The following is a 23,955-nucleotide window of genomic DNA, read 5'->3' as shown; positions in this document are numbered from 1 at the left end:
GATGAAAAAATACATCAGTTTTAAATTTCTGGTATTCCCAATACTTTTATGTAGTCTGCAATCTTGTTTTGTAGCTAAAGAATACGAAAGACCAGAAGTTGTTAAAGAAGAAAACTTCAGAACAGATAATCTGCCACAGGATAGTATTACTATGGCAGATGTCTCTTGGAGAGATTTATTCACCGATCCTGTTTTACAACAATACATTGAAGAAGGATTGGAGAATAATATCGATATTAGGGTAGCTTTGCAACAAATTCTTGCTTCAGAAGCATACCTTAAACAAGGTAAAGCCGGTTATTTTCCAACACTAAGCGGCAATGCAAGTTTCTCTAGAAACTATTTCTCTAAAAATAGTCAGATAGGTTTACAATTAGGAAATGTGCCAGGAGGAGGAATTGGTGACCATATAGATCAATATGAAATATCTGGGAACCTTTCTTGGGAAGCCGACATTTGGGGTAAAATTAGGAGTAACAAAAGAGCTTACGAAGCCAGTTACCTTCAAAGCGTTGCTGCTCATCAGGCAGTAAAAACGCAACTTATTTCTAGTATTGCGACAACTTATTATAATTTGCTTTCTTTAGACGAGCAGATTAAAGTAACCAAGCAAACGATAAAAAACCGTAAAAATAGCCTTGAAACCAACAAAGCGTTAAAAGAGGCTGGAAACGTTACTGCCGCTGCCGTAAAGCAAACGGAAGCTCAAGTATATACGGCACAGGCGATCTTAATAGATCTTAAAAATGATATGCGATTGATGGAGAATAGCATGTCTATCCTACTAGGTAAAGCTCCTATGGAAATAGAGAGAACAGAACTATCTGATCAGAAAATAACGACTGAATTAAAAATCGGTGTTCCAACTCAACTACTTAGAAATCGTCCAGATGTAATCCAAGCTGAATATAATCTTTGGAATGCTTTTGAACTTACTAATGTAGCAAGAGCAAATTTCTATCCATCCTTAACGATCACAGCTACTGGTGGATTGCAAAGTTTGGATGCAGGAGATTTAGTTGATACCAACTCACTGTTTGCAAATATAATTGGTGGCTTAACACAACCTATTTTTAACGGTCGCCAAATAAGAACGCAGCACGAAGTTGCAGAAGCTCAACAAGAGCAAGCTCGTTTAAACTTTAGACAGGCGATTCTTACTGCAAGCCAAGAAGTATCTGACGCGCTTTATAATTACGAGGCTGCGAGTGAAAAAATAGAGGTTAAAGAAAAAGAATTTGATGCCTACAGCACTGCAACAGATTATTCTGAGCAATTACTTAATAACGGATTAGCGAATTATCTTGAAGTATTAACTGCAAGAGAAAATACGCTTAATTCTAGATTAGACCTTATTAATGCTAGATATACGCAACTAAATTCTTTAGTTAATTTGTACGAAGCATTAGGTGGTGGATGGCAATAATTTGAATTTTTGTTAATTGTTGGAAATAGCCCCGTTTTTTTAAAAGAATCGGGGCTGTTTTATAGTCTTTATTTTTTTCAGAAATAAAGACTATGCATTAAAAAGTTATACTTTTGCATTCCCGATTTTTTTCATCAATCATCACAAATTCTTCGAATATAAATAACAACGTTTATGGGGAAATTTTACGCTATAAATTTTTATAGTTTTTCTAATCAACATCCATTTTTAAGCAAAATCCTTAAACAAATTATTTTCTGGATTTTAGCTTATGGGCTGTTGTTTCTAATAATTCATCTTACCGCGTTATCTGTTTTACAGGCTATTGGCAAATCAACCAATATTTCAATTACAGGTGTGTTAACGCTATTTTTAGGATTAGGTGCATTTTTAGGTGTTGCCCTTGGATTTATTGACCACTTTCTAAAAAATTATATCTTCAGAAATCGATCTTTAGGATTTAATATTTTGGCGGGTGGTATTCTTTATTTTTCCGTGCTAACCTTTATCATATCTTTTATAAGGTATGTGGTTGTAGAATATGCCGATGATTCGTTCTTAAACGAATACACTGAAAATATTATTAGAATGAATTGGAAATTCTACAATATTATCATTCTAAGTTATACGTTGTTTATGACTTTGGTTCTAAGTTTTATCAACCAGATGACCAACAAATTTGGTCCTGGGCTAATTTTACCATTTTTGTTGGGAAAGTTCCGTTATCCAACCGAGGAGAATCGACTTTTTATGTTTCTAGACTTAAAAGATTCAACACAATTGGCAGAAAAGCTAGGACATGTACGATATAGCGCATTTATACAAGAAAGCTTTATGGACATCAATCAAATGGTAAAAAAACATAATGCGCAAATTTATCAGTATGTTGGAGATGAAGTTGTAATAAGTTGGCCATTAAAATGGTTTGATTCTACTGAAGCAATTAGATTTTTCTTTGCAGTTCACAATCGATTTCAGCAAAAAAAAGAACATTATCTTAAATCTTATAATCATGTTCCCGTGTTTAAAGCAGGAGCACATCAAGGATTGGTTACAGCTGTAGAGGTGGGAGATATTAAACGGGAAATCGCTTATCACGGTGACACTTTAAATGTGGCTGCTAGAATTGAAGGTCTATGCAAAACCTATGATAAATTAATTTTGATTTCTGGGAAAGTAAACGAGAACTCAAAAATTTCTAAGGAGTTTGAAGTAAAGCCTCTAGGACCGCAAAAACTGGAAGGAAGAAAAATGAGTGTAGATGTTTTCTCTATTACTGAAAAATAAGGCAAAACTTAACAATTTTGAATTTTCCAATGATCTTGAATTTGCTAAATTTACCTAAAACCAATAATTCATGAGCACTTTTGGAGACATCATCTCCGATGAAAAACCTGTTTTAATTGACTTTTATGCCGATTGGTGTGGTCCTTGCAAAACGCTTGCTCCAATCTTAAAAGAGGTGAAAACAGAATTGGGAGAAGACATCAAAATCATCAAAATTGATGTTGATAAAAATCAACAACTTGCCGCCAAATATCAGGTGAAAGGTGTTCCCACAATGATGCTTTTTAAAAATGGCGGGCAACTTTGGAGACAATCTGGTGTTTTACAAAAACAAGAGATTATTGATATTATTAAATCTAAAGCTTGATTTTATTGCATCTATAATCCTAAATCTTCAATAGAGAAAACTCCTATTTTAAAAAAATCTAGACTTCATATTTTCGAATTTTTCTACAGAAAAAAAAGAATAAAAACGCCTAATATTGATTCTAAACTACCAGTTTTTATAAGGATTTTTAATTAGCTGAGAATTGTAATATTTGGCTTGCCCAGTTACTTCGTCACCCAACCAATCTGGTTTTTTAAAATTCTCTTTTTCACTTAAAAGTTCTACTTCAGCAACAATTAAACCTTCATTTTCGCCGTAAAATTCATCTACTTCAAAAGTATGCGCATCAGATTTTACTAAAAAACGCGTTTTATCGATCATTCCGGGTTCACAAAGTTTCAGTAATTCTTCAGCTTCATTCTTATCGATTTGCTTTTCCCATTCAAAACGAGTTAATCCCGCTTCATTATTCTTCCCTTTTACTGTAATATAGGCTTCTTCATCTTTTATTCTAATTCTTACTGTACGCTCAGGATTTGTATTTAAAAAACCTTGTTGTATTCGGCTTTTATTATATGCCACTTTTTTAAAATCTTCAGAATTCACTAAAAATTTACGCTCAATTTCTACCATCGTATGTTGTTGCGAGTTCGCTTATTTTATTCGATTTAATTATCGAATCTGGATATCCATTATTAGCAACTTCAATCATCGTTTTTGCAATATGAATCGATTTTACAGATCGATATTTTTTTAATTTCCCTACAAGCATAAAATTAAAAATTTTAAAAGCATGCGTGGCAAGTTTTTCAAAAAAACGCTTTTCTGTTCGATCACCAACAATTAATGCAGGTCTGATAATATAAATATTAGGAACATTTTTTACCATGACATCCTGCTCCATTTTACCTTTTGTTTGATTATAAAAGATTTTACTATTTGCATCGGCTCCCATAGCAGAGATTACGGTAAAACATTCTGCATTATTTTTGGCAGATAGTTTTGCTGCAGTGACAGGAATCCCATGATCTATTTTTTTGTAGGTTTCTTTATCGGGCGTTTTGGATTTAGTGGTACCGATACAGCAAAAGACATGATCGGCTACAAAATTGTCCTTATAATCTTCTAATTTAAATAGATCGACCAGATGCTCTTCAAGCTTCCCATCTTTTCTTCCTAAACTACTTCTGGAAAATAACGTTATTTTAGAATACACATTATTTTTAAGAAGTTCTTCTACCAAATTCCTTCCGGTTAAACCTGTAGCTCCTAATACAATTGCCGTCTTTTGCATACTCTAAGATTTTATATAACTAAATATAAGCATTTAAGGCAACTGTGTTTTTAGGTTGGATGGTTTTAGCATTAAATTTGCAGTATAGTGAAAATGCGCAAGATTATTCATATCGACATGGATGCGTTTTACGCCTCTGTAGAACAGCTGGACAATCCCGAATTAAGAGGGAAACCCATCGCCGTTGGCGGTAGTTCACAACGCGGCGTTGTGAGCGCGGCAAGCTACGAGGCTAGAAAATATGGTGTAAAAAGTGCAATGAGTAGTGTAATTGCTAAAAGAAATTGCCCAGAGCTCATTTTTGTTAAAACCAGATTTGATCGTTATCGTGAGCTTTCGCAGCAAATTAGAAGCATCTTTTTTGAATATACAGATCTTGTAGAACCGTTATCGTTAGATGAAGCGTATCTTGATGTAACAAGCAATAAAAAAGGAAATCCTAGTGCCACCATGATTGCCAGAGAAATTCGGGCTAAAATCAAGGAAAAAACGGGATTAAATGCTTCGGCAGGAATTTCAATTAACAAGTTTATTGCAAAAGTAGCAAGCGATTTTAATAAGCCTAATGGGCAAAAAACTGTAAATCCTGAAGAAGTTGAGACATTTTTGGAAGCACTGGAAATAAGAAAGTTTCACGGTGTTGGAAAAGTGACTGCTGAAAAGATGTACAGACTTGGAATATTTACCGGAAAAGATCTAAAATCGAAATCTGAAGAATATCTTGCAGAACATTTTGGCAAACACGGTTCCTATTATTATAATGTTGTACGGGGTATTCATCTAAGCGAAGTTAAACCTAATAGAATGCGAAAATCACTTGGTGCAGAGCGCACATTTAGCGAAAATATATCTTCAGAAATATTTATGCTGGAAAAGCTGAATAGTATTGCTGAGGAGATTGAAAAGAGATTGAAAAAAAGTAAAGTTGCCGGAAAGACTGTGACACTCAAAATAAAATACAGTGATTTTAGTTTACAAACACGTAGTAAAACAATCTCTTATTTTATTTCAAGTAAAGATCTCATTTTAGAGCTCGCTAAAGAGCTTTTGTATCAGGAAAAGATGAAAGATTCTGTGCGGCTTTTAGGCATTTCTCTTTCCAATTTAAATACTGACAAGCCTTCTAAAAAAGAAGAAGAACAGAAGGAAATAATTGTTCAGTTGAAGTTTGATTTTTAAATAGAATCAGCAAAAAAAGCAGTAAACTAGCTCTCGGCAAGTACACTATGTATTCGTTAGAAATAGATTTATAATTTCAAGGCAAGCTTTAGAGATATAGAAACCTTGCAGTGCTAATAAAAAAAGCCCCGAACATTCGAGGCTTTTTTTATATAAAATTGATTCTAAGATTACTCTATTTCAGAAACTCTAAGCGTATTTACCATTCCTTTAGAGGTAATTGGCATAGCAGCCAGGTTGATCGTAAAATCTCCCTGTTCTACAAAACCATCTGATTTTGCGATACTATTAATGTCATCTATAGTTTCATCTGTAGTACTGTATTTGTCGTAATAAAACGCCTGAACTCCCCAAAGTAAACTAAGACGATTAAGGATAGTTCTATTAGAAGTAAATACAAGAATATGGCTTTCTGGACGCCAAGCTGAAATTTGGAAGGCCGTATAACCACTATTGGTTAGCGTACAAATTGCTTTAGCCTTAATTTCGTTAGCCATATGTGCAGCATGATAACAAATAGATTTAGTTATATATCTTTTTGTACGAACATGTGGCGGCTCATGCGGAACTTTAATTAACGGCGAATTCTCTACACTTCTTAAAATTGAAGCCATTTTTTCGATAACCTGAACTGGATATTGCCCTACTGAGGTTTCTCCACTTAACATAACTGCATCAGCTCCATCCATAACAGAGTTTGCTACATCATTAACTTCTGCTCTAGTTGGTGTTAAACTGGTAATCATGGTTTCCATCATTTGGGTTGCGATGATCACCGGTATACGCGCTTTTTTAGCGACAAGAACTAATTTTTTCTGAATTAATGGAACTTCTTGCGCAGGAATTTCAACTCCTAAATCACCTCGAGCTACCATTAATCCGTCACAATAAGCCGCAATTTTTTCTATATTTTCAACACCTTCTGGCTTTTCAATTTTAGCAATAATCGGTATTTTATATTCGGTATGCTCTTTTATTAAATCCTGAAGTTCAATAATATCTTTCTCATGTCTAACGAAAGAAAGTGCTATCCAGTCTACCTTTAAGCTGCATGCAAATTTTGCATCTTCCACGTCTTTCTCGGTAAGCGCAGGTAAAGAAATATTTGTATTAGGAAGATTAACGCCCTTATTAGATTTTAAGGGACCACCCTGAATTACTTTTGCTTTAACTTCGTTTTCTTTATTCGTGTTAACAACTTCGAATATTAATTTACCATCATCTAAAAGAACTCGCTCCCCTTCGTTCACATCTTTAGGAAACGCAGCATAATTCATAAAAACACGTTCTTTAGAACCTTCAAATCGCTCTCCGGTAGCAAAAACAATTTCATCTCCAGGTGACACTACGACACCTTCTTCCATTTTTCCAACTCGTAATTTCGGACCTTGTAAATCTGCAAGAATTGCAGCGTTGTACCCTTTCTCTTCATTTAGCTCTCTAATCATTTGCACACGATCTTTTACATCACTGTAATCGGCGTGTGAAAAATTAATTCTAAACACATTTACTCCAGCTTGGAGCATATCGTTTAAAGTTTGTTTTGAGCTAGTTGCTGGCCCTAAAGTAGCAACTATTTTAGTCTTCTTATTTGTTGGCATTATTCAAAAATTAGATTTTGTTTGGATTTTAAATGATCCACATGGATCTTATAGGCAGCCTGTACCTGCGGAATACGTCCTATCTGGCTCACCAGTTGATGAACCTGTTGATCTTCTATATTTTCTTCTATTTTCAAAAAAAAATCAACTTTCTTATACTGAAGAATAAGATTAACCTCTAAAGGTCTTACTTCTTCTTCTAAAAACAGAGATCCGGCATTCAAAATTTTTCTGGATTCTCCTTTAAATTTATTACTCACCAGGCTATAATCTCTATAACTGCTAAGGTCTTTGTATGTAAATAAAGCATACATTGCCTGAACATCTTTATGATTGAAGTCTACATCAAACCGACTTCTCATCAATTTCAAATTTAAATATCGATTTAGCAAAAAAGCCATTTTATAAGGCTCTAAATTAGCATAAATCGCTATCAATTTAAAGTCCTCTTCTTCAATATCTTCAAGCATCATTCGATGTGCATGCATGCTTATCTTACTTTATCGATAAAGATAAAATATCGATGACAAAATTAAAGGTTAAAATTGAATAATTTTCACAAATTTTAACGAAAACGTTGTAGTTTCAACGAATTTGACAAAAATTAATTGATTTTATTTTGAAGTGCATAATAAGCGCGCTTGGAAGCTTTTTCTTCCGCTTTCTTTTTAGAGGTAGCTCTAGCCTTTGCTATTACTTTTTTATCTATCCATAATTTTACAGCAAAATGTTTAAGCTCATCATTGCCGGTATCCTCGTAGACTTGATAATTAAATTCCTTTTTTTTCTTTTGGCACCATTCTATCAATAAGCTTTTGTAGCTTATTACGCGACCTTCTAAAGTCTCGATATCCACGTAAGGTTCTATTACCCGATAGTAAATAAATTTATTACAATACTTATATCCTCTGTCAAGATATATAGCACCTATCAAGGCTTCAAAAATATTACCATGAATATTTACCCCAAATTGATCATTAGGAATGTTAGATTTAACGAATTTAATTAGATTCATATCTTTTCCTAATTCATTTAAATGCTTTCTACTTACAATTTTAGAACGCATTTTTGTGAGGTAACCTTCATCTCCTTCTGGAACTTCTTTAAAAAGATGGGAGGCAATTACAGAACCAAGCATAGCATCGCCTAAGAATTCTAATCGCTCGTAATTTATAGCGTTACCCTCATTATCTTTAATGTTTAAAGATCGATGTGTAAAAGCTCTTTCATAGAAAGAAAGATTTTTTGGCCGAAAGCCAAGTAACTTATGGAGGGAATCAAAAAAATTCCCGCCCTTTGAAGAAGAACGGGAATTTAGTATGTTTCGAATAACACTCATTAAAGCGCTACTCGTTTAATTTTTTAAAAGCTACACAGGCATTATGCCCACCAAAACCAAATGTATTACTCATCACGATGTTCAAATCTCGTTTTTGAGGTTTATTTAAAGTTAGGTTTAACGAAGGATCTATATTTTCATCAACATTCTCGTGATTGATAGTTGGTGGCACAATACCATGCTGCATAGCCAGTATACTTGCTATTCCTTCTATCGCTCCAGCGGCACCTAAAAGGTGACCCGTCATCGATTTTGTTGAATTAATATTAATATTCTTCGCGTGATCTCCAAAAACTTTAGTAATAGCTTTCAACTCGGCTACATCACCTAAAGGTGTTGATGTACCATGAGTATTAATAGCATCGATGTCTTCAGGTTTTATACCTGCATTATGCAAACAGTTCTCCATCACTCTTACAACACCATTTCCTTCTGGATGTGGTGCCGTCATGTGATAAGCGTCTGAAGATAGACCACCGCCAATTACTTCAGCATAAATTTTAGCGCCTCTTGCTTTTGCATGCTCATATTCTTCTAATATAAGCGCACCGGCACCTTCACCTAGGACAAAGCCATCACGAGTAGCATCAAAAGGTCTTGAAGCTGTCGCGGGACTTTCATTTCTGGTAGAAAGCGCATGCATGGCATTAAAACCTCCCATACCTGCAATTGTTACTGCAGCCTCTGAGCCTCCTGAAACAATTACATCACTATATCCCAATCTTATGTTATTCAATGCATCAATCATTGCATTGGCTGATGAGGCACAAGCCGACACCGTAGTGTAATTAGCGCCCATAAACCCATGTTTGATAGAGATATTACCAGGAGCAATATCTGCAATCATCTTAGGAATAAAGAAGGGATTAAATCTTGGAGTACCATCTCCCGCCGCGAAATTTAAAACTTCGTTTTGGAAGGTTTCCAATCCACCAATTCCAGCACCCCAGATAACACCAACACGATATTTATCTACCGTATTAAGATCTATACCAGAGTCTGCAATAGCTTCATCTGAAGCTACCATGGCATATTGGGTAAATTTATCCAGTTTTCTCGCTTCTTTTCGATCGAAGTGATCTAACGGGTTAAAATTTTTGAGTTCACAAGCGAATTTTGTTTTGAACTTTTCGGGGTCGAAATGCGTAATAGCGCCACTCCCACTTTTACCATTAACCAAGCCGTCCCAATATTCGCTAATATTGTTACCGATTGGGGTAAGGGCACCCAAGCCCGTTATTACAACTCGCTTTAACTCCATATGGTTCTTTTAATTTTTATTTTTTCGCGTCTTCAATATAAGAAATTGCTTGACCAACTGTCGCGATATTTTCAGCTTGATCGTCTGGAATCTGAATATCGAATTCTTTTTCGAATTCCATGATTAATTCCACAGTATCTAATGAATCAGCACCTAAGTCGTTTGTGAAGCTTGCTTCATTAACAACCTCGTTCTCATCAACACCCAATTTGTCAACGATAATCGCTTTTACTCTTGATGCAATGTCAGACATAATATTTTATTTTAATTTTGATTAGGTGGCAAAAATAAAAAACTTTATTTTAAAACCGATTTTTACTTTAAAAATGTGAGGTGAATTTACATATTTTTCGATGAAAGAGATTAACTTTATATCCTAATAATTGTTAACAGCCTTATTTTGAGCGACCAACCACAAAATAACAACACAAAAAAAATAGTGATATTTGCTTCGGGTTCAGGAACGAACACCGAAAATATTATACGCCATTTTGAAAATTCTTCAAAAATAAATGTAGCAGCAGTTTTTTCTAACAAAAGAAATGCAAAAGTCCTACGGCGTGCATACAATCATGATATAAAAGCATTGTATTTTGATCGAGATGCACTTTACCATTCTAACGAAGTTCTTCATGTACTAACAGATATAAATCCAGATCTTATCGTATTAGCAGGATTTTTATGGATGGTACCTTCAAATATTATCGAAAATTTTCCTAATCGTATTATTAACATTCATCCTGCATTACTACCTAATTACGGAGGGAAAGGAATGTACGGCATGCGCGTTCATCAAGCGATCCTAAACAATAAAGAGAAAGAAAGCGGAATTACCATTCATTTTGTTAATGAAGATTACGACAAGGGTGAGCATATCTTTCAGGCTAAAACAATTATTGAAGAAAATGATTCTCCAGAAAGTCTTGCGTCTAAAATTCATGAGTTAGAGCATCATCATTTTCCGCTAGTAATCGAAAAAATTCTACTTAAAGAATCTTAAAAGTTGCAAGAACAAGTTCATATTTATACTGATGGAGCTGCCCGTGGCAATCCAGGGCCCGGCGGTTATGGCATAGTGATGGAATGGGTAGGGAAGCCATATAAAAAAGAATTTGCACAGGGATACAGACATACTACTAATAATAGAATGGAACTTTTAGCTGTTATCCACGCACTACAGAAGCTTAAAAAACCAAATTTAAATATAAGAGTATTTACCGATTCTAAGTATGTTGCAGATGCTGTTGAAAAAAAATGGGTATTTGGATGGGAAAAGAAAAATTTTAAAGATCGTAAGAATGCAGACTTGTGGCAGGCATTCTTAAAAGAATATAGAAAGCATCAAGTTTCGTTCACCTGGATTAAAGGTCACAACAACCACCCACAAAACGAAAGATGTGATACTTTGGCAGTTACAGCATCTAAACAAAAAAGCCTTCCAGAGGATATTGGTTTTAAAAATTAAATTTGTAAACCTTCTAAATTAACTTTTGGTTTACAGCTTGAAAAACAAACTGTATATTTGCAGCATAATTTTTGAATGCAATTATGAGCAAACTAGTTATTGTAGGAACTGTAGCCTTTGATGCTATCGAAACCCCTTTTGGAAAAACAGATAAAATTCTTGGTGGTGCAGGGACTTACATTGGCCTTTCGGCTTCAAACTTTAATGTAGACAGTGCAATTGTATCTGTTGTTGGTGGTGATTTTCCTGAAAAATACCTAGACCTTCTTTCTTCAAAAAATATCAATATTGAAGGAATTGAGGTTATTAAAGAAGGTAAGACTTTCTTTTGGAGTGGAAGATATCATAACGACTTAAATACTCGTGACACTTTAGATACACAGCTTAATGTACTGGCCGATTTTAATCCGGTAGTTCCTGAAAATTATAAGGATGCGGAATATATAATGTTAGGAAACCTACATCCTTTAGTACAACTTAGCGTTTTAGAACAAGTTACTAACCCAAAATTAGTAGTTCTAGACACTATGAACTTTTGGATGGATAATGCTTTAGAAGAGCTTAAGCAAGTAATCGCTAAAGTTGATGTTATCACCATTAATGATGAAGAGGCCAGACAACTTTCTGGTGAATTCTCTTTAATTAAGGCTGCAAGAGTGATTGAAAAAATGGGTCCAAAATATGTAGTAATTAAAAAAGGAGAACATGGTGCATTACTTTTCCATAAAGAAAATGTGTTTTTTGCCCCTGCCTTACCTTTAGAAGAAGTGTTTGACCCAACCGGTGCCGGAGATACTTTTGCCGGTGGCTTTATAGGTTATCTTGCACACTCTGAAGATATCTCTTTTGAGAATCTTAAGAACGCCATTATTTACGGCTCTAATTTAGCGTCGTTCTGCGTAGAGAAATTTGGAACCGAACGTATGAAAGAACTTTCACCCGAAGAAATCGATAAACGATTAGAAGAATTTAAAAAACTCACACAGTTTAAAATAAATTAAAATAAACACACGCCCTGTAATTTCAGGGCTTTTTTTGTTACTAAGGCATAAACAAACCCCACACAGAGCAACAATACAATTATGAGTGACGCGATTAAACACGAATGTGGAATTGCACAGGTTAGGCTGTTAAAACCACTAGAATATTATAAAGAAAAATACGGTACTGCTTTTTACGGTGTAAATAAGATGTATCTTTTAATGGAAAAGCAGCATAATCGTGGGCAGGATGGTGCCGGTTTTGCCAGTATTAAACTTAATGTTCAGCCAGGGGAACGTTATATAAGCAGAGTTCGCTCTAACCAATCGCAGCCAATACAGGATATTTTTGAGCAAATAAATCAGCGTATTAATGATGAAATGCAACAACATCCTGAATATGCCGATGATGTTGCGCTACAAAAAAGAAAGATTCCTTATCTGGGCGAGTTATTTTTAGGGCATGTTCGATACGGCACATTTGGAAAAAATAGTATCGAAAGTGTACATCCTTTTCTAAGACAAAACAATTGGATGCATCGTAATCTTATTGTGGCTGGTAACTTTAACATGACCAATGTTAATCAGTTATTCAACAATCTTATTAAGCTGGGACAGCATCCTAAGGAAAAAGCCGATACTGTTACGATCATGGAAAAGATTGGCCACTTTTTAGATTCAGAAGTGCGCAAACTTTATAAAAAATTAAAGAAAGAAGGATTTACCAAGCAAGAAGCATCTCCTCATATTGCTGAACAATTAAATGTAGCCAAAATACTTAAAAAATCTTCTAAAGATTGGGATGGCGGTTACGCTATTGCCGGTTTAATGGGCCATGGTGATTCTTTTGTATTGCGTGATCCATCGGGAATTAGACCTTGTTATTATTATAAAGATGACGAAGTTGTAGTAGTCGCTTCAGAACGACCAGTAATTCAAACCGTCTTCAATTTAAATTTTGAAGATATTAAAGAACTTGATCCTGGCCATGCGATTATTACCAAGAAAAACGGAGAGGTTTCTATCAAAAAAATTATAGAGCCTTTAGAACGAAAAGCATGTTCTTTTGAGCGTATTTATTTCTCTAGAGGTAGTGACGCTGAAATTTATAAGGAACGTAAAATGCTTGGTAGATTATTAATGCCTGAAGTTCTTAAGGCCATTAATTATGATACCATCAATACCGTTTTCTCTTTTATACCGAATACCGCAGAAACTTCTTTCTATGGAATGGTTGAAGCTGCACAGGACGAATTGAATCGTCAGAAAAATGAAGCGATCTTAGAAGAAAAGGAAACCTTAACAGACGAGCGACTTCAGCAAATTCTTGAGTATCGCCTAAGAACCGAAAAAATTGCTATTAAAGATGTAAAGCTAAGAACCTTTATTACTGAAGATAGCAGCCGTGATGATCTTGTAGCTCACGTATATGATGTTACCTACGGCGTTGTAAAACCAGAGGATAATTTAGTGATTATCGACGATAGCATTGTGCGCGGTACTACATTAAAGAAAAGTATCATAAAAATGATGGATCGCCTAAATCCTAAACAAATTGTAGTCGTTTCTTCTGCACCGCAAATTCGATACCCAGATTGCTACGGGATTGATATGGCACGCCTTGAGGATTTAGTTGCCTTTAGAGCGGCACTAGAATTATTAAAAGAGAACGACAATTACCAACTTGTTGAAGAAGTTTATAATAAGTGTATAAAACAAGTTGATTTAGAAGACAAAGAGGTACAAAACTTTGTAAAAGAAATTTACGATTCATTTACCGACGAGCAGATTTCAGAAAAAATATCTGAGCTTTTAAGTGAGCCAACAGTAAAAGCTAATGTAAAAGTTATTTACCAATCTGTAGATAATTTACATAAAGCATGTCCTAAAAATCTGGGTGATTGGTATTTCACAGGAGACTATCCAACACCGGGAGGTAATAGAGTGGTTAACAGAGCTTTTATAAACTTTTTTGAAGGAAATAAAAACAGAGCATACTAAATAGTGTATTTCAACCATTATATAAGTCTTTCATCTAAAAGATTTTAGACCAATACCCATATTATCTATATTAGACCTGCCATAAAATTTAAGTAGGTTAAGTTCATGGTAGATTTGGGGCAAAAAAGGTGGATGTAAATCCACCTTTTTTATTTTACTGCCTTTTGAAAATCCTTCATTATAGAAAGAACACTGGATTCTCTTATTCAGAATAAGACACAAAAAAGGCCATTCTTACGAACAGCCTCTTTCGAACTTTAACAATTAATTACTTAATTATTTTCCTTTAGCGTAGCGACTTGCTACTTCTTTCCAGTCGATTACTTCAAAGAAAGCATCTATATATGCTGGACGTTTATTTTGATAGTTTAGGTAATATGCATGTTCCCAAACATCTAATCCTAATATTGGTGTTCCACCGCATCCTACTTCAGGCATTAGTGGATTATCCTGATTTGGAGTAGAGCAAACTTCTAATTTTCCACCATCATGAACACATAACCATGCCCATCCAGAACCAAATTGTCCTGCAGCAGCATTAGAAAATTCTTCTTTAAAAGCTTCAAAAGATCCGAATGCACTATCAATAGCAGTTGCTAGATCTCCCTCTGGCTTTCCTCCTCCATCTGGAGACATAATTTCCCAAAAAAGGTTATGATTATAATAACCACCACCATTGTTTCTAACCGCTGTGTTAGATAAATCAAGATTTTTAAGAATGTTCTCGATAGTTTTTCCATCAAGATCAGTTCCGTCAATTGCTTTATTTAGTTTTGTGGTATATCCACTATGATGTTTATCATGGTGAATTTCCATTGTTTTTGCATCTATATGTGGCTCTAACGCATCGAATGCATATTTAAGCTCTGGTAACGCAAATGCCATAGTTTTATTTTTTTTAGTGATTAGTATTAAATTCTACTCAAATTTAAGTATTAACATGTGTAATGAAAATATTTAAGTGTTATAATATACTTAAAAGCTTAGGCATTTATAAAATCAATTTTACCTTACCTTTAATCACTAATTCATTCTTTATTCAATAAAAATTGGCCAATAATTTTACAATATACAATGCTTCTGCAGGATCGGGAAAAACCTTTACGCTGGTTAAATCTTATTTAAGTCTACTCTTCCAATCTGAAAAAACCGACACTTATAAAAACATCCTCGCAATCACCTTTACCAATAAGGCGGTTGCAGAGATGAAAACCAGAATTGTCGAAAGCCTGTATGCATTTACTAAAAACCCGGTTCCTGCCAACTCTCAAGCACTTTTGGAAGCAGTTGCGCAGGAAACGAATAATTCTACGGAACTAATTCAGCAAAAATCGGTTGGGATTACAAAGAATATCATTCATAATTATGCTGCTTTTGAAGTTTCTACGATCGATGGATTCACCCATCGTGTACTGCGTACTTTTGCCAAAGATTTGGGCTTACCTGTAAACTTTGAAGTAGAACTGGATACCGAAAAAATATTAAACGAAGCTGTAGATCGCTTAATAAATCGTACCGGAAATGACGAAAAGCTCACTAAAGTTTTGGTAGATTTTTCCCTAAGCAAAGCCGATGAGGATAAAAGCTGGGATATTGGTCGTGATTTACTTGATATTGCAAAATTACTGGTAAACGAAAATAATCAGTTTTATTTAGAAAAACTTCAGCCTAAAACGCTGGAAGATTTTGAAGCTTTCAGAAAAAAATTAAAACAACAGCTTAAAACAAATCAAGCTGAAATTGAGCAAAAAGTAGATCAATTTTTTCAGTTAATCGCAGATCACGGAATCGATCCTACAGATTTTAGTGGGCAATATCTACCCAAACACTTTCTAAAACTTAAGGAAAACGGAATTCCTAATTTCAGCGCAAAATGGGTAGAAAAACTAGAAAATGAAGGTATTTTACCTTTAAAAAAAGGGAAAATGTCGCTTGGAGATGCGATTGAACCGCAAATTTCAGATCTGTTTTTACAAAGCAAAGATCTGTATTTTTCTTTAGAATTTTATACTGAAATTGGAAAACGTCTTACCCAACTTTCATTATTAAACGCCTTAAATCGAGAAATTCAGGAAATAAAAGAAGAGCGCCAAATTCTTCTAATTTCAGAGTTTAATCCAATGATTAGCGCCCAGGTTAAAGACCAGCCGGCGCCGTTTATCTACGAACGTTTGGGTGAGCGCTATCAAAATTATTTTATCGATGAGTTTCAGGACACCTCGCAAATGCAGTGGGAAAATTTGATTCCGCTTATCGATAACAAACTTTCGATGGAATCGTTGCCAGAGGAAACTTCAAGTTTAATGCTAGTTGGCGATGCCAAACAATCAATTTATCGCTGGCGTGGCGGTAAAGCCGAACAGTTTATTGATCTGAGTAATGAGGGGAATCCATTTCAGATTGAAAAACAGGTGTATAATTTACCCGATAATTATCGAAGCTCGACTGAAATTGTAAATTTCAACAATCAGTTTTTTGGTTATGCAGCCGATTTTCTTGGGCATCCCGAATACAGTAAATTATTTAAACAAAGCGCCCAGAATCCAAAAAAATCGGGATTAGGTTACGTGAATATCGGTTTTATTGAAGCTGAAAACAGTGAGGAAGAACAGGAAGTTTACCCTGAAAAAGTGATCGATATTATTAATAATCTTGATACTAAAGGTTTTAAACGATCTGATATTTGTATTCTTACCCGAAGAAAAAAAGAAGGTGTTGCAATTGCTTCAGCTTTAAATGAAAAAGAGATCGATGTGGTTTCTTCAGAAACTTTACTGATTTCGCGCTCTCCAGAAGTTCATTTTATATGTGATCTTTTAAAATTCTCGATCACACAAGAAAATAACGAACTTAAATTATCGATTTTCGGTTATATACAGGAGTATTTATTGCAGGTTGAAGATCCACATTCTGTAATTTCAGAAAAAATAAAAGAAAACGGAAACGACTTTTTTATCTGGTTGCAGCAATATGATTTAGATTTTAACCTAGATTTCTTAAATGAATATTCGGTTTACGAAAGTTGCGAATTTATAATAAGAAGTTTTGGATTGGTTAAAGATTCGAATGCCTACATTCAGTTTTTTCTTGATTTTGTGTATGAAACCACCCAAAAAGATACTGAAGGTATTCAAGGGTTCTTAGAAATTTGGGAACAGGAACATGAGAAACTCAGCATCATAGCTCCTCAACAGGAGAATGCAGTCACGATCATGACGATTCACAAAGCAAAAGGACTGGAATTTCCTATTGTGATCTATCCTTTTGCGAATTCAGATTTTAAAGATACCCGTAAAGATTCGCTTTGGGTTCCGCACGATGGCAGTTTGGGTGATATCCCGGCAAGCTATATAAATGCGTCTTCAAAAATGGAAAATTGGGGTGAAATCCCGGAAGCTTTATTTACTCAGCTTCTTTTTCAGAACGAACTAGACACCTTAAATGTTTTATACGTTGCCTGTACCAGGCCGGTAAAACAGCTTTACATTTTATCGAAATTGGATTTGGATCGAAGTGGCAATGAAAATCCTTCGAAAACTTCAGGATTACTTATTGGCTATTTAAAACGAAATGGCGTCTGGGACGACGAGCAAACTAATTATGAATTTGGTGAGATTGAAGCTCCAACTTCCGAAGAAAAGGAAAATTCAGGAATTACTTTACAGCATTTTCATTCTTCAGCAACACAAAACCATGCGGTAAATATTGTAACGCGTTCCGGAAGTTTGTGGGATACAAAACAGCAGGAAGCTATAGAAAAAGGAGAAATAATACATGATCTTCTAACCGATATCAATACGGAAAAAGATGTAGAACCGGTTATTAATAATGCGATCGCTAATGGAATTATTACTGAAGAGGTTTCTGAAAAAATTAATGATTTACTGAAGCGCATTTTAACCCATCCAGACCTTAAAGAATATTTTTCTGAAGAGTCAATAAATTATAACGAAAGAGATATTCTTACCGAAACCGGAAAGCGCTTACGACCAGATCGATTAAATTTTAAAAATAACATCGTAACTATCATCGATTATAAAACCGGTGCTTTTGATGCAAAGCACGAACAACAAATTACGAGCTACGGGGATACTCTTATAAAAATGGGATATCAAATCGATAAGAAAATACTAGTTTATACAAACAAAGCGATTTCTCTTAGGTTTGTGTAGCAGAGATACTAATTTTGCAAAAAAAAACGAATTAACTATGTACGGATCTATTAAAGAACACCTTCAAAACGAAATAGAAGATATTAAAGACAATGGATTGTTTAAAAGAGAGCGCATCATTACGACTCCGCAAGACGCTGTTATAAAAATTAATACAGGGCAGGAAGTGATAAACTTTTGTGCCAATAATTACTTAGGCCTTTCTTCGCATCCAGAAGTTATCCAGGCCGCTAAAGACACGATGGATTCTCACGGATTTGGAATGTCTAGTGTTCGTTTTATTTGCGGTACTCAGGATATACATAAAGAACTAGAGCAAAAAATCGCAGATTTCTACGGAACTGAGGATACCATTTTATACGCTGCCTGTTTTGATGCTAACGGCGGAATTTTTGAACCACTTTTAACCAAAGAAGATGCTATTATCTCAGATTCGTTAAATCACGCTTCGATTATCGATGGTGTTCGTCTTTGTAAAGCAGCGCGTTATCGATACCAAAATGGGGATATGGCAGATCTTGAAGCGCAACTTAAAGCAGCAGACGAAAATGGCGCACGTTTCAAACTTATCGTAACCGATGGTGTATTTTCTATGGACGGGCTTGTAGCGCCATTAGATGATATTTGCGATCTAGCAGATAAATATGATGCCTTGGTAATGATCGACGAGTGCCACGCAACCGGATTTATTGGAGAAAAAGGTATAGGAACTTTAGAAGAAAAAGGAGTTCTTGGGCGCGTAGATATTATTACCGGCACGTTAGGTAAAGCTCTTGGTGGAGCAATGGGAGGTTATACCACCGCTAAAAAGGAGATTATCGAGATCTTAAGACAACGCTCACGTCCATACTTATTCTCAAATTCTTTGGCGCCATCTATCGTTGGTGCTTCGTTAAAGGTTTTTGAAATGCTAGAAAAGGATGATAGCTTAAGAACTAAACTAAAAGAAAATACGAAATACTTTAAACAAGGCATTAAAGATGCAGGTTTCGATATTATAGATGGAGATGCGGCAATCGTTCCGGTAATGCTTTATGATGCAAAGTTATCTCAGGACATGGCAGATAAACTTTTGGAAGAAGGTATTTATGTGATTGGTTTCTTTTATCCGGTAGTTCCAAAGGAAAAAGCAAGAATTAGAGTACAATTATCGGCAGCACATCAAAAAGAACATTTGGATAAAGCCATCACCGCTTTCACCAAAATCGGTAGAGAGCTGGGTGTTATAGATTAACTAAGTTTTGTGATTTACCAAATAGATTCTTAAAGAACCTATAAAAAACAGGGGTTTGATTCGAAATATGCCACCAAATCGATAGTATTATTAAGAAAACTTTATTACAGCAAACTTTGGTGGTGAACACCCACCACCTAATTTTGCATTTATAACACTTAAAACTAAACTATTGATATGAAACATCTTTCCAAATTAATCGTGCTATCGATGGTCGTTCTTGGGATTAGTTCTGCAACGGCGCAGGACGAAAACAACCCTTGGGCGGTAAGCATTGGTACTAACGCTGTGGATTTTTACCCTACTGGTAATGGAGCTCCACTAAGTAACGGTATGTTCGACGAATACTTTAATACTGGCGATCACTGGAACATTCTTCCATCTGTATCCCAACTTACCGTTGGTAGATATATTGGTGCTGGATTAGTTGCAGAAATTGACGGTACAATTAACCAGATTGATAAATTTGGTGATCGTTCTGTAGATGATTTATCTTACTACTCTGTAGATGGGTCTATTAATTACTCTCTAAGAGCAATGCTTAACGATGGATGGTTTGATCCTGTAGTTGGTGTTGGTGGTGGTTACACTTGGATTGGTGATCAAGATGGTGAAGATATGGAAAATCTTGATGCTCCTACTTTAAACGGTAGCTTAGGGATTAACTTCTGGTTTACCGATAATCTTGCATTATTCGTAGAATCTAAATACAAGCACTCTTTTGAGCCTGAAATGGGACAACATTTCCAACACAGTGCAGGTATCAAATTTATGTTTGGTGGAACTGATACTGATGGTGACGGAATCTATGATAAAGATGACGAATGTCCAGAAACTCCAGGTCTTCCTGAATTTAACGGATGTCCAGATTCTGATGGTGATGGAATCCCAGACAAAGATGATGAATGTCCAAATACTCCAGGTCTAGCTGAATTTAATGGATGTCCTGATACTGATGGTGATGGCGTTCCAGATAAAGATGACGAATGTCCAGAAACTCCAGGGATGGTTGAGTTTGACGGATGTCCAGATTCTGATGGTGACGGCGTTCCAGATAAAGATGACGAATGTCCAGAAACTCCAGGTCTAATCGAATTTAACGGATGTCCAGATTCTGATGGTGATGGTGTTCCAGATAAAGACGACGAATGTCCAGATGTTGCTGGTACTGTTGCAAACAACGGATGTCCAGAACCAACTGCTGAAGTTGTAAAAGAACTTAACGAATACTCTAATACTGTTTTATTCGATTTCAATAAAGCGACAGTTAGAAGTGAATCTGAAGAAGCTTTAAATTCTATCGCAGATATCATGAAAGAATACGACAACACTGTATTCCATATTGAAGGTCACACAGATAGCGTAGGTAACGACGATTACAACCTAAAACTTTCTAAGGAAAGAGCTGCTTCTGTAAGAGAATATTTAATTGGAGCTGGTATCCCAGAAAACAGATTAACTTCTGAAGGTTACGGGGAATCAAGACCAATTGCTACTAATAATACTGCTGCCGGAAGACAGGAAAACAGAAGAGTAGTTATTTCTCTAGATGAAGACAAAGAAATGAAGTAATCTAACAGTGTTAGTCACTTTATAAATTTTACAAAAACGCGCTGAAACCTCAGCGCGTTTTTTATTTTTATAGTATGAAATCATTTATCCGTCAGGTCTTAGAAAAGCTTCTAAAAGAAGAAACTCCAATTTCAGATATTATTTTTGTGCTACCCAGTAAAAGAGCTGGTGCTTTTCTTCTAAACGAATTAAGTATGCTTTCTTCGGAAAGTATTTTTGCACCAAAAATTTATAGTATTGAAGAGTTTGCTGAAGAAGTTTCCGGTTTAAAATCTATAGATAATACCACCACATTATTTGAGTTTTATGAGGTATATCAAAAACTTACTTCTAAGGAAGAATTGGAAAATTTTGAAACCTTTCTTGCCTGGGCACAAAGCCTGATTCATGATTTTAATGAGATCGATCGCTATTTGATTGATGCTGAAAAGTTTTTTGATTACCTGGCCGATATTCAGGATATTAATCACTGGTCTAAACAAAACCGAACTGAACTAATTGAAAACTACCTGAAGTTTTGGGCGCAGTTACCTCAATATTATCAAGTTTTAAAAGAAAATCTAGTCGCCAAAGAGCATGGCTATCAAGGCTTAATTTATCGAGCAGCAGCAACTAAAATACCAGAATACGCTTCAGAAAACGCTAATCACAATTATGTATTCTTAGGATTTAATGCACTTAACTCTGCAGAGCAGATTATTTTTCAAGAATTATTAGAAAAACAACTGGCTACAGTTTATTGGGACATTGATAATGTTTTCCTGAAAGATTATCATCACGAGGCTTCTCTGTTTATCCGTGAATATTTAAAAGATTGGCCATTTTACCAAGAAAACCCGCTAAATCCTGACATCGAAGAATACAGCAAAGAAAAAGATATATCGATCACCGGGATTCCCAAAAATGTAGGACAAGCGAAGTATTTAGCTGAATTACTAGCCGATAAAAGCGAAGCTGAATTAGAGAAGACCGCCATTGTTCTGGGTGATGAAAGTTTGTTGTTACCTATTTTAAATAGTTTACCGCCCAATGTAAAAGATTTGAATATCACCATGGGATTTCCGCTTAAAAATGCTCCCGTAACTTCGCTATTCAATTCGTTATTCGATCTTCATACAAAATCGGGTTCCAGCTATTATTATCGAAATGTGATCGCGATTGTAAACCACCCTTCTTTGCATCAAATATTAAAACCCTATGCTTCTAAATTTATTCAAAATATAAATAAAGAAAATACGGTCTATTTGAAATTGGAAGATATTCAGGACAATTTTCCCGACGATATTAAAGAGTTTATCGGATGGTGTTTTAATGACTGGAAGAATTCAGCTAAAATTGCTATCGAAAATTTTCAAAATATTGTTTTCAGCATTAAAAACATTCTAAAAGAGGAGCAAACAAGTAAACTACAATTAGAATTTTTATATCATTTTCATAAACTTTTTAATCAGCTTCAGACCTTAAATAATACATATCCGCATATAAATAGTTTAACGGCCTTACGCAATTTCTATAATGAAATAATGAGCACGCAAAGTCTGGATTTCCAGGGACGACCTTTTAAAGGGTTGCAGCTTATGGGAATGCTAGAGTCTCGCGCACTCGATTTTGAAAACGTAATTATCACTTCGGTTAATGAAGGGACTTTACCTTCAGGAAAATCGAATAATTCTTTTATTCCTTACGATCTTAAAAAATCTTATAACCTGCCTACATATCGCGAGAAAGATGCAGTGTACACCTATCACTTTTACCGACTTTTGCAGCGAGCTAAAAAAGTCACCTTGCTCTATAATACCGAAAGTGGCGGATTAAATTCCGGAGAAAAAAGTAGATTCTTAACGCAGCTGGAAATCGAAAAACAACCAAAACATGAGTTGAAGATTAATACGGTTTCGCCAAAAGTTCCAAAAGTGAATACCGAACTGAAGGTAATCGAAAAAACTCCCGCCATGATCGAGAAATTAAAAAGTCTTGCTAATTATGGATTTTCGCCTTCAGCTTTAACAACTTATATACGTAATCCGCTTGATTTTTATTATCAATATGTGCTTGGGGTTAAAGAGGAAGAAGAAGTTGAAGAAACCGTTGCCTATAACACCTTAGGTACCGTAATTCATGACAGTTTAGAGGAATTCTACCAACCTTTGGAAGGACAAGTTTTAACTGAAGCTCATATTCTTGATTTTAGAAAACGAATTGGGAAGGAAGTAGCCACTCAGTTCCAGAAAACTTACACAAAATCGCCTATTTTACAGGGAAAAAATTACTTGATTTTTGAAATTGCAAAGCGCTATCTATCAAACTTCTTTGATCTAGAAAGCAATCGTTTAAAAAACGGAGAAGAGATAAAAATCGTTAAAATTGAAAAAAATCTAAAAACCAAAATCGTTGTTCCTGAACTTAATTTTCCGATTTATATTAAAGGAAAAGTAGATCGCGTAGAAAATTGTAACGGTATCACCAGAATTATTGACTATAAAACTGGAAAGGTTGATCAAAGTAAAATAGAAATTGTAGATTGGGAAAACATCACTACAGATTACGATAAGTACAGCAAGAGTTTTCAGGTACTTGCCTATGCTACCATGATGAAAAACGAAGAAAACATTTCGCTTCCTTTAGAAGGTGGGATTATTTCTTTTAAAAACCTGAAAAGCGGTCTGCTAAAATTTGCCAAGCGAGAGAAACCTAGAGGAGGTTCTAAAGATTTCTCTATCAGCGAAGACACTTTCACAGCATATCAAGACCAATTAAAAAAATTAATTACTGAAATTTGCAATCCGGCGATTCCTTTCACCGAAAAAGAAATTTAG

General features: G+C 35.1%; 20 protein-coding genes. 12 read left to right on the top strand and 8 right to left on the bottom strand.

All coding sequences use genetic code 11. The annotated features are described in order from the left end of the window. Position 1: 1 nt before the first annotated feature. From PBT91_RS00730 to trxA, 3 genes are all read left to right on the top strand, one after another. Positions 2–1,426: an efflux transporter outer membrane subunit gene (locus PBT91_RS00730; RefSeq protein ID WP_270059901.1), complete on the top strand. Its 1,425-nt coding sequence runs from the start codon at positions 2–4 to the stop codon at positions 1,424–1,426. Between the two features lie 174 nt (positions 1,427–1,600). After that, positions 1,601–2,713, top strand: coding sequence for an adenylate/guanylate cyclase domain-containing protein (locus tag PBT91_RS00725; protein WP_270059900.1), 1,113 nt, complete (start codon positions 1,601–1,603; stop codon positions 2,711–2,713). Positions 2,714–2,783: 70 nt separating this feature from the next. Continuing rightward, the gene (gene trxA / locus PBT91_RS00720; protein WP_270059899.1) at positions 2,784–3,080 is read left to right on the top strand and encodes a thioredoxin; all 297 of its coding nucleotides are present in this window, start codon (positions 2,784–2,786) and stop codon (positions 3,078–3,080) included. Positions 3,081–3,206: 126 nt separating this feature from the next. Here the strand turns inward: trxA and PBT91_RS00715 are convergent, their stop codons facing one another. Continuing rightward, positions 3,207–3,674 (bottom strand): CYTH domain-containing protein, encoded by a 468-nt coding sequence (locus PBT91_RS00715; RefSeq protein ID WP_270059898.1) that lies wholly within the window; start codon positions 3,672–3,674, stop codon positions 3,207–3,209. After that, positions 3,661–4,335: an NAD(P)H-binding protein gene (locus PBT91_RS00710; RefSeq protein ID WP_270059897.1), complete on the bottom strand. Its 675-nt coding sequence runs from the start codon at positions 4,333–4,335 to the stop codon at positions 3,661–3,663. The genes PBT91_RS00715 and PBT91_RS00710 overlap by 14 nt, the downstream gene beginning before the upstream one ends. Before the next feature lie 93 nt (positions 4,336–4,428). Here PBT91_RS00710 and dinB point away from each other — a divergent pair, with 93 nt between their 5' ends. After that, complete coding sequence (dinB, locus tag PBT91_RS00705; RefSeq protein ID WP_270059896.1) at positions 4,429–5,514, top strand: DNA polymerase IV; 1,086 nt, start codon at positions 4,429–4,431, stop codon at positions 5,512–5,514. Between the two features lie 170 nt (positions 5,515–5,684). Here dinB and pyk read toward each other — a convergent pair whose 3' ends face one another. The 5 genes from pyk to PBT91_RS00680 form a co-directional block, all read right to left on the bottom strand. Continuing rightward, complete coding sequence (gene pyk, locus PBT91_RS00700; protein WP_270059895.1) at positions 5,685–7,115, bottom strand: pyruvate kinase; 1,431 nt, start codon at positions 7,113–7,115, stop codon at positions 5,685–5,687. Then, the gene (locus tag PBT91_RS00695) at positions 7,115–7,603 is read right to left on the bottom strand and encodes an IPExxxVDY family protein (RefSeq protein ID WP_270059894.1); all 489 of its coding nucleotides are present in this window, start codon (positions 7,601–7,603) and stop codon (positions 7,115–7,117) included. The genes pyk and PBT91_RS00695 overlap by 1 nt, the downstream gene beginning before the upstream one ends. Positions 7,604–7,719: 116 nt before the next feature. After that, complete coding sequence (rnc, locus tag PBT91_RS00690) at positions 7,720–8,454, bottom strand: ribonuclease III (protein ID WP_270059893.1); 735 nt, start codon at positions 8,452–8,454, stop codon at positions 7,720–7,722. A 7-nt stretch (positions 8,455–8,461) separates the two neighbouring features. Continuing rightward, positions 8,462–9,715, bottom strand: a complete 1,254-nt coding sequence (gene fabF / locus PBT91_RS00685) for a beta-ketoacyl-ACP synthase II (protein WP_270059892.1) — start codon at positions 9,713–9,715, stop codon at positions 8,462–8,464. Positions 9,716–9,731: 16 nt separating this feature from the next. Further along, a complete protein-coding gene (locus tag PBT91_RS00680; protein ID WP_013069791.1) occupies positions 9,732–9,968 on the bottom strand; it encodes an acyl carrier protein in 237 nt (78 codons plus the stop codon). A gap of 147 nt (positions 9,969–10,115) precedes the next feature. On the opposite strand from PBT91_RS00680, the gene purN reads away from it, so the two are divergent. From purN to PBT91_RS00660, 4 genes are all read left to right on the top strand, one after another. Then, positions 10,116–10,715 (top strand): phosphoribosylglycinamide formyltransferase, encoded by a 600-nt coding sequence (gene purN, locus PBT91_RS00675; RefSeq protein WP_270059891.1) that lies wholly within the window; start codon positions 10,116–10,118, stop codon positions 10,713–10,715. Between the two features lie 3 nt (positions 10,716–10,718). Then, entirely contained in the window at positions 10,719–11,180 is a 462-nt protein-coding gene (gene rnhA, locus PBT91_RS00670; RefSeq protein ID WP_270059890.1) for a ribonuclease HI, read from the top strand. Between the two features lie 83 nt (positions 11,181–11,263). Beyond that, entirely contained in the window at positions 11,264–12,181 is a 918-nt protein-coding gene (locus PBT91_RS00665) for a PfkB family carbohydrate kinase (protein ID WP_270059889.1), read from the top strand. 81 nt (positions 12,182–12,262) lie between these two features. After that, entirely contained in the window at positions 12,263–14,161 is a 1,899-nt protein-coding gene (locus PBT91_RS00660) for an amidophosphoribosyltransferase (RefSeq protein WP_270059888.1), read from the top strand. 276 nt (positions 14,162–14,437) lie between these two features. Here the strand turns inward: PBT91_RS00660 and PBT91_RS00655 are convergent, their stop codons facing one another. Next, positions 14,438–15,046: a superoxide dismutase gene (locus PBT91_RS00655; RefSeq protein WP_270059887.1), complete on the bottom strand. Its 609-nt coding sequence runs from the start codon at positions 15,044–15,046 to the stop codon at positions 14,438–14,440. A 164-nt stretch (positions 15,047–15,210) separates the two neighbouring features. Here PBT91_RS00655 and PBT91_RS00650 point away from each other — a divergent pair, with 164 nt between their 5' ends. From PBT91_RS00650 to PBT91_RS00635, 4 genes are all read left to right on the top strand, one after another. Then, positions 15,211–18,333: a UvrD-helicase domain-containing protein gene (locus PBT91_RS00650; RefSeq protein ID WP_270059886.1), complete on the top strand. Its 3,123-nt coding sequence runs from the start codon at positions 15,211–15,213 to the stop codon at positions 18,331–18,333. A 37-nt stretch (positions 18,334–18,370) separates the two neighbouring features. Beyond that, positions 18,371–19,567 carry a glycine C-acetyltransferase gene (gene kbl / locus PBT91_RS00645; protein ID WP_270059885.1) on the top strand — a complete coding sequence of 399 codons (1,197 nt, stop codon included), beginning with the start codon at positions 18,371–18,373 and terminating at the stop codon, positions 19,565–19,567. A gap of 177 nt (positions 19,568–19,744) precedes the next feature. Then, entirely contained in the window at positions 19,745–21,139 is a 1,395-nt protein-coding gene (locus PBT91_RS00640; protein ID WP_270059884.1) for an OmpA family protein, read from the top strand. A gap of 74 nt (positions 21,140–21,213) precedes the next feature. Then, the gene (locus PBT91_RS00635) at positions 21,214–23,955 is read left to right on the top strand and encodes a PD-(D/E)XK nuclease family protein (RefSeq protein ID WP_270059883.1); all 2,742 of its coding nucleotides are present in this window, start codon (positions 21,214–21,216) and stop codon (positions 23,953–23,955) included.

The organism is Zunongwangia sp. HGR-M22 (assembly GCF_027594425.1).
Classification (GTDB): Bacteria; Bacteroidota; Bacteroidia; order Flavobacteriales; family Flavobacteriaceae; genus Zunongwangia.
Note: the sequence above shows the minus strand (reverse complement) of the source record. Positions and strands in the feature narration are given on the sequence as shown.

Coding starts and splice junctions, on each gene's coding strand:
- PBT91_RS00730 (WP_270059901.1), top strand. CDS start 2: ATGAAAAAATACATCAGTTTTAAATTTCTGGTATTCCCAATACTTTTA.
- PBT91_RS00715 (WP_270059898.1), bottom strand. CDS start 3,674: ATGGTAGAAATTGAGCGTAAATTTTTAGTGAATTCTGAAGATTTTAAA.
- kbl (WP_270059885.1), top strand. CDS start 18,371: ATGTACGGATCTATTAAAGAACACCTTCAAAACGAAATAGAAGATATT.
- trxA (WP_270059899.1), top strand. CDS start 2,784: ATGAGCACTTTTGGAGACATCATCTCCGATGAAAAACCTGTTTTAATT.
- rnc (WP_270059893.1), bottom strand. CDS start 8,454: ATGAGTGTTATTCGAAACATACTAAATTCCCGTTCTTCTTCAAAGGGC.
- PBT91_RS00695 (WP_270059894.1), bottom strand. CDS start 7,603: ATGCATGCACATCGAATGATGCTTGAAGATATTGAAGAAGAGGACTTT.
- PBT91_RS00680 (WP_013069791.1), bottom strand. CDS start 9,968: ATGTCTGACATTGCATCAAGAGTAAAAGCGATTATCGTTGACAAATTG.
- PBT91_RS00640 (WP_270059884.1), top strand. CDS start 19,745: ATGAAACATCTTTCCAAATTAATCGTGCTATCGATGGTCGTTCTTGGG.
- PBT91_RS00725 (WP_270059900.1), top strand. CDS start 1,601: ATGGGGAAATTTTACGCTATAAATTTTTATAGTTTTTCTAATCAACAT.
- PBT91_RS00655 (WP_270059887.1), bottom strand. CDS start 15,046: ATGGCATTTGCGTTACCAGAGCTTAAATATGCATTCGATGCGTTAGAG.
- PBT91_RS00635 (WP_270059883.1), top strand. CDS start 21,214: ATGAAATCATTTATCCGTCAGGTCTTAGAAAAGCTTCTAAAAGAAGAA.
- fabF (WP_270059892.1), bottom strand. CDS start 9,715: ATGGAGTTAAAGCGAGTTGTAATAACGGGCTTGGGTGCCCTTACCCCA.
- PBT91_RS00665 (WP_270059889.1), top strand. CDS start 11,264: ATGAGCAAACTAGTTATTGTAGGAACTGTAGCCTTTGATGCTATCGAA.
- pyk (WP_270059895.1), bottom strand. CDS start 7,115: ATGCCAACAAATAAGAAGACTAAAATAGTTGCTACTTTAGGGCCAGCA.
- PBT91_RS00660 (WP_270059888.1), top strand. CDS start 12,263: ATGAGTGACGCGATTAAACACGAATGTGGAATTGCACAGGTTAGGCTG.
- dinB (WP_270059896.1), top strand. CDS start 4,429: ATGCGCAAGATTATTCATATCGACATGGATGCGTTTTACGCCTCTGTA.
- PBT91_RS00710 (WP_270059897.1), bottom strand. CDS start 4,335: ATGCAAAAGACGGCAATTGTATTAGGAGCTACAGGTTTAACCGGAAGG.